This is a genomic window from Bacillus cereus group sp. N12 (assembly GCF_016483575.1).
GTDB classification, from domain to species: domain Bacteria; phylum Bacillota; class Bacilli; order Bacillales; family Bacillaceae_G; genus Bacillus_A; species Bacillus_A toyonensis.
On record NZ_JAEHBO010000071.1, the window covers coordinates 1 to 15,065 of the forward strand.

Here is a 15,065-nt window from a genome sequence, read left to right on the forward strand (position 1 = left end):
AAAAATTAGTTTACCAGCTGGCACAATCAGAACATAATCTTGTTAATATAAGATAATGTTATTTGTTTAAAAGAAATCAAAATTCACTTATTCTTAGATACTATAAGTAACTAGAAAAATCTAAGCGACCTTGAGAAACCCCAGTTCTCACAAAGGATGTTATAAGATGTCATATATTGAGTATTTTATATTAATAACAATCACACTTACATTTTCGTTATCAATAAGAAAGTTTGTAAGAGGTTCATTACTGAAAGATATACTTAGAATAACCTTTTTCTTTTTCCCATTTCTAATACCAATATTATATTATGGTATTCCAAATTTTACATTAGGTGATAATTTTATATTTTCTTTATTAATAGCAATATCATCTTCAATACTTGCGTTATTAATTCAATATAAAAGTTTTCTGCCCTTCTTTAATATTGATTTTTATTATTTTTTCCCATTAGAAAAAAAAAGACATCTTTTATCTTTAGAAGTATCTCTACTTTTAAGCCCTTTATTTGAGGAATTAATATATAGATATTATTTACCTCAAATAAATATTTATTTAGATATCATAATCTCTGGATTGTTGTTTTCTGCTGCACATTATTTGAATAAAAATTCTAGAAATGATTTTAAATTTAAAGATTATTCAATCTTATTTTTTTTGGGCGCAATTTGGTATTTCTCGTTTTCGCTAAGTGGAAGTATCATCCCTGCAATTTTGGGTCATCTAATATATAATATACCAAACTCTATAATTTGCATGTTGAGGTATGTAATTCCTAACAGAAAAAGTAATACTTAAAATTTTTTGGGGGTGAAATTATGGAAAATGAACGAGAAATTAAGCTTTCTTTGACAGAAGAACAATATAATTTAATTCTTAAAAGTGCAATTAATCCAAAGAAAAAAGTACAATCGAATTATTATTATGATACGGAAAATTATGACATTCAAAAAGGCAATAATACTTTAAGAGTAAGAAATGAACAGAATTCAATTGAATTAACTTTAAAGATTAAGAACAAGACAGAAGATGGAATAACTTATTCGACGGAATATAATCAAGTGTTGAACCAAGAACAGTACAATGATCTATTAAAAAATTCGAATTATTTCTCTTCTCTGTTAAATGAGGAAGTAACCTCAGGACTTAAAGAGATAGATATTAATAAAATAAAGTATGTCGGTAAAACACACAATATTCGAGTTATTTTTTCCACTTCGAGTGGATTATTATTTCATCTAGACAAAACTACTTTTCCTGGAGATACTACGGAGTTCGAATTAGAAATTGAAAACGCAGAATACAGTTATAATATCTTTGAAGAGCTTAAAGAAACATACGGTATAACTCCAATCATAAATGAACAAAGCAAATACAAGCGTTTTATCAAGCATATAAGTAAACTCCAAAATGAAAATAGGAGTTAGCAAAACTTTCTATTTTCTATACAAATAAAAAGAAAATCTATTTAAATAGGGAGCAGTTATATGTCTAATAACAATATATTAACTGATAAAAATTTTATAACATACCTAATAATGGCTTTTATTATAAGGGCTGGTGATGCGATATACAAAATCGCCTTAATATTATATATAATTAAGATGGGTGGATCAGGTAGTGCTGTTGGAACAATAGTTATTTTAACTATTTTACCTTCAGTATTATTCGGTCCAATTGCAGGAATATTTTCTGATAGATTTAGTTCTAAAAGCATAATTCATATAGCGAATATTACCAGAATTGCAGCATTAGTTATTGTAGCCCTTACTAGTAATATTATATTACTTTATTTCTTAAGTTTTTTATTATCTGCGGCTACTTTATTCGCTTCTCCAAGCCAAAAAGTAATGCTTCCATTGCTCGTAGATAAGTCAAATATCACTACGGCTGCTGGATACCTAGCTTCTTCTAGAAGTATTATCGACACATTGATTCCTATTTTTGGATCTGGTTTTGCAATATTAATAGGCTTCAGTGAAACATTTTATTTAAATGCTGCATTGTATTTAATTTCTTCGTTGTTAATTATACCGTTGAAATTAAAGGAATCGACTGATTCTCCTAAACCAAAGGAGAAACTGAAAATATTTCATGAAATATCTGACGGATTTAAATACTTGTTCGCTGATAAAAAACTAAAAATTATTACTTTTACATCTATTTTTACTTTGGCTTTAAGTGCTGGACTAGATGTTCTCATTCCAATATATATACTAATAGATCTAGAATTTTCCGATACAATTTATGGTATTTTAATGGGTGCTATTGGTGCTGGAATTACATTAGGTGGTTTAATTATTCCTAAGATAAAGAAAAAATTCAACTTATCCATATTATTTATTTTTGGTTTATCTATTGCAATTGATGGTTTAAGTTTCTTCTTCTTTGGAATTGTTTCGAATTCAGTTGTTTTAGCAATTATTATTATGGTTCTTTGCGGTATTTCCTCAGCCGGATTTATGATTATGCTAGATTCTTTTATGCAAACTGAAGTAGATAATCAATATTTAGGAAGAACTTATGCAAGTTTCTTTAGTTTAAACAATATTTTTAGTGTGATAGTTATGGGAGTAGTAAGTGTACTTGCAGATATAATTAAGATTACTACTATCTTTTCAGTTTGTTCTCTAGGTATACTCGTAACAGGAATAATAACAATCTACATTAATAGGGTTCTTAAAAAACAAGAAATTAAGAATCAAGTAAAAATACAAGCCTGAATTTGATTGGAATAATAACAAGAAAAACGGAGATAAGAAACGCGGTTCTGGTGCAAAAATAATACAAAAGAGAATAAAGGATATATATTCCTAACGGAATCGTATCTTATGTTGCAAGTCCAAACAATTGATGGATGAATTCTTTTTGATTTTGGACAGACTGGTTCTGTAAAGCAATCTGTTCTTTTTTTATCATATGCATGGCTTCTACTCGAGAAAGAATAGATGTAGCTGTATCAAAAGATTTAAGACCTAGCATAGAACGGATTCGCTTCTTTATAAAGCGATGATCTTGTTCTACCATATTATTCAAGTACTTTTGTTGTCTAAGTCGCATACCATTAGGTATGCTTTTTTCTTTTTTTTAGCTTTTCAATTGCTATAGGATAAGCTGGATTCTTATCGACTGTTATCACACATGGTTTTGAAACATAAAAAGACCGCAAAGCTTTCTTGAGAATATATCCACACCTATCGGCATATATCTTAAACACAATAGATATATGCAAGGGTGAGAGTATGATTTCATCATATTCAGTAAGATACATTTTAATAACAGGTAATATTTTAATAAAAAAGTGATTACTGTATATGCATCTTCAGCGTTCTTTGCTATTGAAAAAATCAAAAAAGAATTAGAACGCCGTTTATCTAATCCTACAAAAATTGAAGTCTATGCAGTGTAAATATTTAAAGTAATTCAAACGGACAAGGTGAACTGAATATTCATTTAACCTTGTCCTGTTTCGGATTTATTATATATTAATTACACATTAAAATTCATCATCACCAATTAAATTCCCCGCATCATTATCCTTAGTAAGTCTTTGCTTCAAGTAATTTTCTTTTGTAGTTCTATCATTTTTATGGCCAACTGCGGCTGCTATGACATGAGGTGCTAGTCCTTTGTAGTCGTATAAGTACTGCACATAAAAATGTCTAAAAAAGTGAGGGGTAATTCGTATATTCTCTGTAAAAGGTAACTTTGTATCCTTAATAATTTTAGAAATATATTGTGACAAGTAATTCTCTCTATAAGCAGTATGGTTCTTTGTTTGAAATATAGTCCCACCATTTTTATTCCCAATGTTTACAGATAACCTTCTCCGGATTCGGAATGCAATAATACGTTTAAAAATGTCCTTATTAATAGAAACAATCCGTTCATTATCTCCCTTTGTATCAACTGTTAAATAGTAACGTCCACGTATAGCGTCATACTCAAGATCTTTCCATTTGGCATGAGCGACTTCTGCAACACGTAATCCCGTAGTAGCTAGGACCGATAATAAAGCATAATTAATTTCATTCTCCCTATAGTAATGAAGCAACTGCTTCACTTCCTCATATGATAATTCGCGCTTTGGTTTATGGTGTTTATTAACGGTCGTGCTTAGAATTTCCACATGAAGAGGTTCCTTGATATATTGAATTTCATATAGCCATTTCAAATACGAACGGATTATACCAAGTTTCCGACTAATTGTAGATGTTTTGTATTTTTCTTTTGACTGATAGGAGATTGCCTCCTGGGATAACCATTTTTGATAGTTACGTATATGTCGCTTTCTTAAGTTCCTCCAAACTTGGCCGACTACATAATCTTTAACATCTTGCTGCAGAAATTCTGTACTTTGTTTGATGAAAAAATAGAACTGGCTTAAGTCACGTGCATATAGAGTCCTGGATGCATCCTTTATACGTTTTTCTTGGTCAAAATGTGTTTGTCGATTTAAATAGTAATACAATATTTCTTCATCTGAAAATCCCTCATATGTATATGAATCTTCTCTTTCGTTATTTCCCTTTTTAAATTCAGCTGCATTTATATAATCTTGATTCCATATCGCAATTATGTTTGAAAAATTTTGTTGTTGTTTCTCTATATTTTCTAAATAAGTTTCACTATGAATTGTATTTAATTTAAATTTCATTGTTAATCAACTCCATATTAATTCCCTTTATATCTAATATTATAACTCAATTACATTAAAAGTTACTTACAAAGTAAGATTAATTTTTATAAAAATGAAACTAACGAATAAGTATAGAAAATGTCCCATTTTCTATGGTTATAGATAAATTTTTATTTAACATTAACTTTTATATAATTTCTTATCATATAAAAGTTAATTTAATTAGAAAATATATTTATCTTTTGTATATTTTTAAAAATAATTTAAGTGTTAACTGTGTTATAATTAATTCAAATCATATATTTTATTTATTTAACTTTACATAATAATATTATAAGTTTCACATAAAGGCAGTATACTCATAGGAGGAAAGATAATGTTTGAAATGCAAGAAATGAATATGAATACGAATGAAGTAAAGGCTTATTTAGAAATTAGTGGCTTCATTTTCAATACTCTTATGAAGAAAGGTCAATTAAATCCAATTAATAGAGATACCTGGCGTTTAGATGGCAGTTTTTTATTTAAGCGAGAAGATATAGAAAAATTGAAAGAAGAACGTGAAACAGAAGGAATTACCTTATACCAGGCAACCAAAGATTATAATGTAAGTATGTATCAGCTTGAAAAGTGGATAAAAGACGGGGATTTGACTTGTACTATACAGAAACATCGTAATCGTGAAACAAAATTTGTAAAAGAGGAAGAGATTAACAAATTGGTGCAGCAATTGGATCAGACAAATACTCTCTATACATTTTCACAAAAACATAATGTAGTATTGTTCCAAAAATTTATGGAGGGTAATAAGTTAGCACGCATTATTTCCATTCCAAAGCGTGGAGATATTGTACTTCTTGATGAGTTTGGAAATAATATGACACTAGAAGATGCAATAAATATGGGGTATGAGCCTTCATATGCTTTATCCGATAAACCAAGAAGTCATCATCAAAAGTTTGTGAAATTCCGTTTTCCCAAATCAAATCAATTACGTAATAATATCTTTTATTTGATTGATTTAATACTACAGTATGTTTCACCACGCAATATAAAAATATCTGAAGAAGATGGATTCTGGTATTTCGATATTCGTCAATCTGTTATTCAATTACCAATGCAGATGCAATTAGAATGGATTGAAAGCCTAACGCCGTATATAATAGAAGGAAAGCTAACTCAGCGTGTCAATAATAGTATATATTTAGACAGTAGCAGTGTGACTAAACCAATAACCATTACAAGTAATGAATACCATATAATAACTAAAATTGTGAAAGAAACAAACAGTTCCATTGAAGAATTTATTGCAAGCGCAATCCGAGATAAAATTAATCAAAATATGTTGTATAAAGGTTAAAAATCTCTCCATCAAAACAACATATAGTAGTGAAAAAGGAGTTTTATTTTATAAAGCAAAAAATATAGAGTGAATCTGGATATTTTTGAATTAAATACAAAGGAAGGAAGCACGAACTAGCATTTTTTTCTCGCATATCTCAAAAATCAAGAATACTTTTTGTTTTGAGATATGCAACATTTTTAGCTTAGAATTACTTAAATAACAGAAGTAATTTTTTTTAGTAAAAGAGTCTGTGACCATCCTAGATCGATTTACTGCATGACGCTACCCATAACACAGAACTGAAAATGAGCAAATTCCCATGTTTCATCTCAATGACATAAGATTACTATTCATTTTGAGATGAAGATTTGATGAAATTTTTAACTACCTATAATAAAGGTTATGTAAACTATAAAATTATAAACTCATATAGAAAGCTCGTGAAATCTGTTGATAGCTGTTTTACAAAATCAAGCTTTGAAAAATCAGTTCGTAACTGTAATAAAATATCATATTCGTTACGCTTTTTATTTTCTTTAATGGATACAGATTGATAATAAAAATCGTCTTTTATCCGTATCGCTTATTTCTTGAAGCTTGACATCCTCTTCAAATACTTCATTTAAAGTTCAGGATATTAAAGGAGAGCTATAAAAATTTATAAAAAGACTTGTAGACTATACTGTCTACAAGTCTTTTTATATTCACTAAGTTACTCATGAACAAAAACTGAATTTTCATAATACCTTAAACTTCTTGCCCAAACACTCGTTAACTCACTCCACTTACCTGAATCTATTTGCTCATCAAATAATAATGAAAGAGGAATTTCCAAATTTAAAAGACGCCCCTTAATATTAAAACGAGTTACCCCTGCTGGTAAAACTCCCCCATTCATCACAATTTGAGTTATTTGAGATAGCGTAAGTGATTCAAATTGAATAATAGCATTACTTAAACTACTAACCTCCGTATTCCAACTAGCCAGACGATTAACATTAAATTCATTCGTATAACAACTTACAATATAATCCCAGTTATAAAGAAAATTTTCTTCATAGTGTGAATATACATATTGTTTTTCCCCATTTGAATAATTGATTTTACAAATCATTCTTTTTTCTAATTCATTTTCTATAAATAATAGATTTTTATTACTCTTAATTTTATCGAACCATTTTCCAATAGGTATTTCGTGATTCCATAAATCAAGTTGTAAATCTTCAACATCTACAACTTGTACAGGAATATACTCGCATCCCATTTTTTCTAATGCTGAGACCCTATGAGCACCATCAATAATTAAATATTCCTCTTCGTTTAATTGTAGTGCGATAGGAGGGTTTTTTAAAATTTTTGATTGTTGTAATCTATCCATTAACTTATTTAATCTATTTTCTTCTCTTTTTTCATGATACCTAAGTTGTGATGTTTTAATCAAATTTAATTTAGATAGCGCTTCATCAAACATAACAATTACACATCCCCTTTAAATATTAAGGTCTTGGCTAAATAACTAATTTAATTTGCATAATACAAAATACTTTGAAGTCTTTAAATACATAATGGCTCTTCACCGTGAGCTGGGGCTGACATTATTTGTAGAGTATACTCCATCATCAAAAATTACATTTTTAATCTTAAAATGCTATTTCTTTTTGAAGGTAAATTTGTCATGTAGTAGTGAGCCTCGAGTTTCGGTGGTGAACCTACATAATATAAAATTGCAAATTCAAAACTCAAGATAAAAATAATATTCAGTTTAAACCCCATATACAAACTTCTGGAAATGCTAATTTACTACTTTTACATTTTCCAATAAGGAAGTAATTAGTACATCCCTTACATATAAAAAATCATTAACTTCAATTACCCTTGTTCCTACTAAAGAAGGATATCCGCAAGCTTTTACGATATGTAAATGCTCACCCGTTCCGATCTTATACCATCTATTTTTATCAATATTAGTACCATTCACCTTTATATTAAAGATATGCCCATCTAGTTCTTCCCATGTGACGCCGCTAAACTCGATTTTTCCAATTTGTACTCCTCTTGGCCTAAAACCATATCCCCCCACGACTCTTGTAGTTATTTTAGGATCTAATCGTTCTTGTAAAAGACCAATTATTTGGCTTCCTTTCATTTCAAGATGTGCAGTACAAATTAAAGAAGCACATATATTATATATATCTCTAATAGAAATTCTACCTGCAGGTAATCCTTCTTTCGCAGCTGCCCCAATCATTAAACCTATTTCAGCTTTATAATAATCTTTCATAACCTTAGCAAGCCAAGATACCAATTCTTGATGCTGTAATGCTTTTTCTAAGAAAAGAACTTCTTTATTTAAAAATGCTTCAGTTTCTTCTTTTCCTTTTAATAATATTTTCTCTTGGCTTTTATCTTTTAGTACTAATAGCTCATTTTCATGTAGAATGGCATCATAATTAACAACCTTTTTTGTTAGCGGATTGTATTCTAATGTTAATTCACCTAGATAATAACCTTCGCTGCCAGCTTGAACAATAATAACCCCTTCTACTATCTCTGGCTGATGTAAAATGGTATGGCTATGTGCCCCTATAATTACATCTACAAATTCATTCAATTCATTCGCAAGCGTAATATCTTGGTCAAAACCACAATGTGATACTAGAATCACTATATTAACGCCTTCTCTACGCAATTCATTGCTTAAGTTTTTTACTATCTTACTGGTATCTTTATTTTTATATCCAAAAGAATCTTCATATAGCGTGCCCAATTGATCTGTTATTCCAATAAAACCTATTTTTATACCTTCTTTGGTTTTCATGATATGGGTCGATTTTGTATTACCAATTTGGTCTCCATTTTGATGTAATACGTTCGCTAAAAGCCAAGGTGCATAACTTACTTTAATAAGTTCACTCAAATGTTTAGGCGAAAACCTTGCAAGTTCATTATTCCCTACTCCTAAAACATCAAATTTCAGCTCATTTAGCATCTGTATATTAAGTCTGCCTTGAGAAGTTGCGCATTCAGGGACACTTACATCAAAATGATCCCCACTATCAATGAGAATAACACTATTCCCTTTACTCTCTAACTCTAATCGTTGTTTTTTAATTATGCTTGCAAGTTTAATCCATTCATTAAAATTTGAATGTAAATCATTTGTGTGCAAAAGTGAAATTTTCACATTCATAATAATTGCCCTCACATTCTATCTCACATAAGAATTTAAAATTGCGCCAAAAAATTGACGCAATTCCTGTTAATATTTCTCCATCAAACACAAAATAAGTAACTTTATCAGCAATTAGTAAAATTCTTATCAAGGATTTTAACGATACACAACTTCTAATAATGAATCATATTCTCCCATTAATTGATTAATGGTTTTTTCAGAATCATTATTAAGAACGCCTACAACTGAGCAAAAGTAGTCCATATTCAAATCATCTTTATATAAAGATGATCCCTCTTTTTTATAGCATAATAACGATAAAATTTCTTTTCTTGCTTTTATTTCTTCGATTCCCTGTATTTGTTTTATAACTCCATCGCCTTTATGAGGAATATTGTACCAAAAATAATTAGCAGTCTTATTATTTGGCTCATCCTGTTTTTTCATAAAATTTAAGTAATTGACATCATTACTAATTAACGCTGCATAGTAGACTTCATAGAAGTTAATTCCCTTTGCCATATGAAATAAATCAAAGAAAATCCCACCTGCACCTGGCCTACTAGTTGTCTCAATTACATAAGGTTCCTCGCCCTTAAATCGTATTTCAGTATGTGTAGATCCAAATTTAAGACCTAGTGCCCTTACTGCTTTATAAGATAAATTTTCTATTTTTCTTTTTATTTTAGGATCTAATAATGAATCATACATATACAGTCTGTCTGGAAAATATGGTCCCTTTGCATTTCCCTTTGATAATATTCCTGAGCAAATTGGTTCCCCATTGTACCAAATTGTATCAATAGAATACTCTTCTCCATCAATATAATCTTCTATTAAGATTCCGTAGTTTTTCAGATTTTCTTTTGCAACTACCGTAGAATTTATTAAGAATATTTTTCTAATCTGTTCCTTCATTTCGCTACTTGAACTTATTTTTTTAACCCCACAGCTTGCGTATCCTGAAGACGGTTTGATTATAACTGGATAATTTAAATTATTTATCTCTTTCTCAATTTCTTTAAATGATTTATAAAATTTACCGATAGGTGTTTGTACACCCTTCTTTATCCAAATTTCTTTCATACAAGATTTATCTCTAAATTGTTCAATATCTGCTAAAGAATCTTTTAATAAACCAAATTCATTAGCAATTAATGCCGTCTGAGTTAGGAACATTTCTTGAGATGTAATAATTGCGTCTGGTGTACCTATTTGATTTTTAATAATCTCACAAACTTTTTCAAGATCTTCACGAACATCCACGTGAAAAGTATGATTGTCTTTTAACCTTGTCTTATCACTTGTTAATAAAAACACCTCATCTCCTTTCTCTTTAGCGATCCTATTTAGAGAGAGAATCATAAAGTCAGGACTCTCAATACAAACAATTTTTCGCTTCACGATATCAACACTCCATCCTTTATGTTTTTTTTCATTATAGACAAACGCTCTTCTAACTGGTTTATTAATTCAGTTAATGGTCGTTGTAATTGAGTTTCCAGTGCATAAATAATTCTATTAAAGCCAAATCCAATACACATAGTAGACAGCATTTCTTCTTGCGAATCAAATAAGTTGAAACGTGAAGAAAAATGATTCTGGTGTTTATTTATAGAAGCAACTGAATAACTTTTATTATGATTCTCATCATGACAAACCAACTCTAACTTATTATCAGAAACTAGTTGTGAGAATAATTGCTTATCTGCATGCTCATTAAAGAAAATGTCATGAGCATGTTCAATAGTAAATTTAAAATCAAACAATTTACCAAACCAAATATAGAAATTAACCAACTGAACATGAACCTCTTTAAGCCTCATATCATTCCCAAGGAAGACTCCCTCTCGCATTGAAAATTCTCTTAGTCGCTCACCATTATTTAAATTACCTGATTCATCTCGGAAACAACTTCCAAATACAGTAAGAGCTATCAAATCATCATTTTCAATGTTTACATTTTGTAATAGTGGATAACAATGTAAACAAAGTGCTGGGTTCAATACATCTTTTGGTTCTTTTAAAAACTCATGTAACCCCTTATAATTATCTCTCGCTTTTGCTGATTCCCAATAAGATAAAAAGTTATTAAATTTATCAGGATTATTATTCAATGGAGCAACAAAGCTAAGATGCTGACATGCTGTATCAAAATATCCTGCTTTGTCAACAATTTCTGATGAAATCATTGATGGTATTTTAATATCTTGCGCCTGAAACTCTAGTTCAAAATAACGTTTAAAGAAAAGATTCAATCCATCCATCATGGTAGCACTTGTATTTTTATAAACATTTATTCCCTTTTGAATAGAAGAATTGTTTCCTACAATGCTGTTTCTACTCTCTTTTAAGCTTTCTTTTCTTAAAAATTCCAACAACTCATCAGAAGCTTTAACGAAGTTCCTACTCAACGCTTTCATTTCATAAATCATATCGATTTTCTCTGAAGCATTTGAAGAATTATATATAATTTTTTGTGATCCCAATCTCTCTACCATTCTGAGCTTTTTCATTATCTTTTCGACTTCTTGTTTTACATTTTTCTCAATATCATCTGTTACCTTATCATTAAAGGAAACTTCAATAAGCAAATCTTTAAACTGAATTTCTTTAACCTCTGGAAAATAATATTTTATTTGATTTATAATACTCTCTTTTATAAACTTTTTACTTATTTCTCTTTCAATTTTAATCTTCAAGACTTACACCTCAATTTAAAGAAGTAGATTTTAATAAACTTTGTATTTTTGACAACGTTTCAATACTTTTGATATCAAATGTTTCATAATCAATGCTAAAGTCAAATTCATCTTCTAATCGCATAACTAATCCCATAATCGATAAGGAGTCTAAGCCAAGTTGAGTAAGAGGAGTGTCTTTAACCGAATCAAATTCTAGTTTAATCTCCTCAATAGTAGTAGCTGGTAATAAATTTTCAAATAAAGTATCAATCCATTTCATTTTAATTCCTCCAAAATCTTATATATGTTTTTGTACAGACCTTCACTCAGTAACTAACTCTTTAATTATATCCAGTTGGACATTTTGATAACTAGGAATTGTATCTTGTAATCCATTTAGTGCATTTAAATATAAGTCAAAATGTGCAGTTGTAGGTTTGATTACAAAAAGGCTAGCAAATTTTAATACTGTGTTTAGTGCTTTTTCCATATTTTCAATTTCTATTTGAATTTGTTCTTTTAAGCCACTACTCATCTTCGTAGATAGCTCATCTGTTTTTAAAAGATAACCTAAATAATATTGAATAGGCTGGAAACGATTATGGATATGTTTGTTTAATTTAAACTGATTTGGTTTTGAAATCGCACCATCTTGAACTAACTCTGTATATGCACCCTTGAAGTAATTGATAAGTTCTTTTACTCCATCAGTTTTTAAACTGATTTTTTCATTTCTCTTATATAAATCACCGTTAATTATTGAATAACCATATATCTCCTTAAATATAAATTGAAATGCATTATAAGGATTCATATTAGCTAATTCTCGAATAATAGGAGCTTTATCAATAATGGTTAACTCTATTTCATTAGGAATTTCAATATCAATATTTTCAACTAATTCACTATATTTTATGGGAGAACATATTGCATTATTATCTTCATTTATCTTAGTAAAAAATATCGTGTCACCTTCATCCATTCCTTCTAACATTAAGGAAGTTACAAAAGGAGTACCCATTTTGTTTTTAGTCCAAAAATTAACTAACATTTTCTTTTCATCTTGAAATAGATTTAGTAAAACATTTTTAAAATTTTCTAGAGAAAACATTTCTTCACGCCTTACATACTTATCCAGCATTTCTCCAAATCCATCGTATACACTCAGCAAAGGCTGCGATCCCCCTGCAAATTTCCAACCAATAAAACGATCTAAATAAAACAAAGGAAATGTTTTAAGATTATAGTGTTTAGTAAAAATATAATAGTAATTTCTTTCAATACATAAGTATCCAAGTGCATGTTGATACTCTTCTTTAGTTAAACTTGAACTTTCAAATGTTTTTACATAGCTCATAATTACACTCCTATAGTCTAAATTTGTACTAATTCTTTAGTCTGATACTCTTTTAACGGTTTACTTAAACAAGTGGAAATAGCATTTACTAAATATGTATTTTCCTGTTGTGTACGAGAGCTAACTCGGAAGTATAGTTCTGATTGATACATTGTTTTTCCTGAACATTCTTTAATGTAAATATTGAATTTTTCTAATAACAAACTTGCCAATTGATCTGCATTCAAATTGCTATCTAAAATTTTACATAAAATGAAGTTGGACTCTGTAGTAAATACTTTTAATTCATTTATCTTTGATAATTGATTAAAAAGTTCATCAGTATCTTCTCTAACCTTTAAACAACTCTCCTTATAACTTTCATTGTAAGCAGGTAAATTGAGGATAAATTCTTCCGCAAAACCATTTATATTCCATATTGGAATTGCATTACTTAAATTATTTAAGAAATCCGTATTATAGCTAGCTGCATAACCTAAACGCAATCCACCTATTCCAAAGGTTTTACTCATGCTTTTTAAAACTGTCAGCCTTGGATAATTTACCAAATCATGAAGAAAGCTTTCTTCTTCTGCTTTGCTGGAAAAATCAATAAATGATTCATCAATAATAATGTTTAATTGCAACTCTTCCGTTTCTTCATATAACTTTAATAAGTCTCTTTTGCTATGCAATTTCCCTGTTGGGTTGTCAGGTGAAACAATTACAATTGCTTCAGCTTTTTGTTCATGAACAAACTCTATTAAACGTTGGAAGTTAATTTCAAAGTCCTCTTCCTCTCTAACTAAAAACTTCTTAGCTCTAGATTCAAAACAGTTCGCATATTCATTAAATGATGGTTCTATTAAAACTATAGGCCCACTAATAATTTGCGGAAGAATTTTTATTATTTCAGAAACACCGTTCGCTAAAACCAATCCTTCTGATGGAAATTGCAAAAATTCCGCTAAATGGTTTTCTATATAACTTGAGCATGATGGATAGTTTAATAAAAGATCATCAAACCTTTGTTGCATTCTTCTTTTTAATTCTTGAGGAGGAAAATGAAAATTATAAATCAGCGCATGATCTGTTATTGGATATCTCCAATAACCACCATGTTGTTTCTTTAGAAGATCATGCCTTTTTCCAGAAAATTGAAACTCACCTATACTTAAATCATATCTATTATCCATTTCATACCATGTATCAGCTGGAACTACTACTGAATGGTATGTAACATTTTCATGAGTTATTAATTTTTTAAAGATTTCTTCATAATAAATCTGTGTATTACCCATTTCAATTTCTTCTTCCAACATATTCGTTAACAGATTAGCAAAATCCGAATTAAATCTGTAAATATTAAGCGTCTTTAATTGGTTTTCTGAACGATAAAACTTAGGAGACTTTGTACTATCAAACTTACATATGATACCATCCCCATCAACTTCTACGAAAGTCCCCTCCATTAACGGGTTTAATGGTGAAACTAATGCATAATTATTTTTAGCAGGAAGCTCTGAAATCGCTTGTAAAACCGAGCTATTAAAATATATATCTGCTTCTAATAATGTAAACTCTCCTTTTAATTGCTCTTTAGCTAACCATAAAGAATAAATGTTATTTGCAGACTCCCACTGCTCATTAAATATATATATAATTTGAATTTCTTCTTCAAAACGTCTTAATGTTTGTTTAATCATATCCGCTTTATATCCTACAACTATCACAACTGATGTATAATTTGCGCTAATTAGTTGTTGAACGGTATTCTCTATGATTGAAGTATCATTTACAGATATAAGTGGTTTAGGTCTTTCATCAGTAAGAGACCCCATTCTACTCCCTCTACCAGCACATAATAAAACTGCTTGTTTCATATAAC

Annotated in this window: 12 protein-coding genes and 1 pseudogene; 4 read left to right on the top strand and 9 right to left on the bottom strand. The window is 29.4% G+C overall.

Going from position 1 to position 15,065, the window contains the following annotated elements:
• The first annotated feature begins 166 nt into the window (after positions 1 to 166).
• The 3 genes from JDS92_RS23735 to JDS92_RS23745 are packed head-to-tail and all read left to right on the top strand — an operon-like array spanning position 167 to position 2,724.
• Positions 167 to 799 carry a CPBP family intramembrane glutamic endopeptidase gene (locus tag JDS92_RS23735; protein ID WP_199632611.1) on the top strand — a complete coding sequence of 211 codons (633 nt, stop codon included), beginning with the start codon at positions 167 to 169 and terminating at the stop codon, positions 797 to 799.
• Between the two features lie 20 nt (positions 800 to 819).
• Positions 820 to 1,428 carry a CYTH domain-containing protein gene (locus JDS92_RS23740; RefSeq protein WP_199632612.1) on the top strand — a complete coding sequence of 203 codons (609 nt, stop codon included), beginning with the start codon at positions 820 to 822 and terminating at the stop codon, positions 1,426 to 1,428.
• A 60-nt stretch (positions 1,429 to 1,488) separates the two neighbouring features.
• Positions 1,489 to 2,724: an MFS transporter gene (locus tag JDS92_RS23745; protein WP_199632613.1), complete on the top strand. Its 1,236-nt coding sequence runs from the start codon at positions 1,489 to 1,491 to the stop codon at positions 2,722 to 2,724.
• Positions 2,725 to 2,830: 106 nt separating this feature from the next.
• Here JDS92_RS23745 and JDS92_RS23750 read toward each other — a convergent pair.
• Both JDS92_RS23750 and JDS92_RS23755 read right to left on the bottom strand, forming a co-directional pair.
• Positions 2,831 to 3,185 (bottom strand): annotated as a pseudogene (locus tag JDS92_RS23750) (DDE-type integrase/transposase/recombinase); the annotation flags it as partial.
• A 312-nt stretch (positions 3,186 to 3,497) separates the two neighbouring features.
• The gene (locus tag JDS92_RS23755) at positions 3,498 to 4,658 is read right to left on the bottom strand and encodes a tyrosine-type recombinase/integrase (protein WP_199632614.1); all 1,161 of its coding nucleotides are present in this window, start codon (positions 4,656 to 4,658) and stop codon (positions 3,498 to 3,500) included.
• A 358-nt stretch (positions 4,659 to 5,016) separates the two neighbouring features.
• Between JDS92_RS23755 and JDS92_RS23760 the strand changes: the two genes are divergently transcribed.
• On the top strand, positions 5,017 to 6,000 hold the full coding sequence (locus JDS92_RS23760; RefSeq protein ID WP_199632615.1) for a DNA-binding protein: 984 nt from the start codon (positions 5,017 to 5,019) through the stop codon (positions 5,998 to 6,000).
• Positions 6,001 to 6,697: 697 nt separating this feature from the next.
• Here the strand turns inward: JDS92_RS23760 and JDS92_RS23765 are convergent.
• From JDS92_RS23765 to JDS92_RS23795, 7 genes are all read right to left on the bottom strand, one after another.
• Complete coding sequence (locus tag JDS92_RS23765) at positions 6,698 to 7,456, bottom strand: ParB N-terminal domain-containing protein (protein ID WP_199632616.1); 759 nt, start codon at positions 7,454 to 7,456, stop codon at positions 6,698 to 6,700.
• Between the two features lie 321 nt (positions 7,457 to 7,777).
• Positions 7,778 to 9,175, bottom strand: a complete 1,398-nt coding sequence (locus JDS92_RS23770) for a bifunctional metallophosphatase/5'-nucleotidase (protein ID WP_206773058.1) — start codon at positions 9,173 to 9,175, stop codon at positions 7,778 to 7,780.
• Between the two features lie 138 nt (positions 9,176 to 9,313).
• Positions 9,314 to 10,561 carry an ATP-grasp domain-containing protein gene (locus JDS92_RS23775; protein ID WP_307838343.1) on the bottom strand — a complete coding sequence of 416 codons (1,248 nt, stop codon included), beginning with the start codon at positions 10,559 to 10,561 and terminating at the stop codon, positions 9,314 to 9,316.
• A complete protein-coding gene (locus tag JDS92_RS23780; RefSeq protein WP_199632618.1) occupies positions 10,558 to 11,859 on the bottom strand; it encodes an aminoacyl--tRNA ligase-related protein in 1,302 nt (433 codons plus the stop codon). Before JDS92_RS23780 ends, JDS92_RS23775 begins: the two co-directional genes overlap by 4 nt.
• A gap of 10 nt (positions 11,860 to 11,869) precedes the next feature.
• A complete protein-coding gene (locus tag JDS92_RS23785) occupies positions 11,870 to 12,121 on the bottom strand; it encodes an acyl carrier protein (protein ID WP_199632619.1) in 252 nt (83 codons plus the stop codon).
• A 42-nt stretch (positions 12,122 to 12,163) separates the two neighbouring features.
• Positions 12,164 to 13,198 carry a hypothetical protein gene (locus JDS92_RS23790; RefSeq protein ID WP_199632620.1) on the bottom strand — a complete coding sequence of 345 codons (1,035 nt, stop codon included), beginning with the start codon at positions 13,196 to 13,198 and terminating at the stop codon, positions 12,164 to 12,166.
• Positions 13,199 to 13,215: 17 nt separating this feature from the next.
• Entirely contained in the window at positions 13,216 to 15,060 is a 1,845-nt protein-coding gene (locus JDS92_RS23795) for an aminotransferase class I/II-fold pyridoxal phosphate-dependent enzyme (protein WP_199632621.1), read from the bottom strand.
• Positions 15,061 to 15,065 lie beyond the last annotated feature (5 nt).

Bases quoted from the DNA above. Each gene is read 5' to 3' on its own strand.
- JDS92_RS23765 (WP_199632616.1), bottom strand. From the start codon at position 7,456: ATGTTTGATGAAGCGCTATCTAAATTAAATTTGATTAAAACATCACAA.
- JDS92_RS23785 (WP_199632619.1), bottom strand. From the start codon at position 12,121: ATGAAATGGATTGATACTTTATTTGAAAATTTATTACCAGCTACTACT.
- JDS92_RS23755 (WP_199632614.1), bottom strand. From the start codon at position 4,658: ATGAAATTTAAATTAAATACAATTCATAGTGAAACTTATTTAGAAAAT.
- JDS92_RS23760 (WP_199632615.1), top strand. From the start codon at position 5,017: ATGTTTGAAATGCAAGAAATGAATATGAATACGAATGAAGTAAAGGCT.
- JDS92_RS23735 (WP_199632611.1), top strand. From the start codon at position 167: ATGTCATATATTGAGTATTTTATATTAATAACAATCACACTTACATTT.
- JDS92_RS23790 (WP_199632620.1), bottom strand. From the start codon at position 13,198: ATGAGCTATGTAAAAACATTTGAAAGTTCAAGTTTAACTAAAGAAGAG.
- JDS92_RS23795 (WP_199632621.1), bottom strand. From the start codon at position 15,060: ATGAAACAAGCAGTTTTATTATGTGCTGGTAGAGGGAGTAGAATGGGG.
- JDS92_RS23770 (WP_206773058.1), bottom strand. From the start codon at position 9,175: ATGAATGTGAAAATTTCACTTTTGCACACAAATGATTTACATTCAAAT.
- JDS92_RS23740 (WP_199632612.1), top strand. From the start codon at position 820: ATGGAAAATGAACGAGAAATTAAGCTTTCTTTGACAGAAGAACAATAT.
- JDS92_RS23745 (WP_199632613.1), top strand. From the start codon at position 1,489: ATGTCTAATAACAATATATTAACTGATAAAAATTTTATAACATACCTA.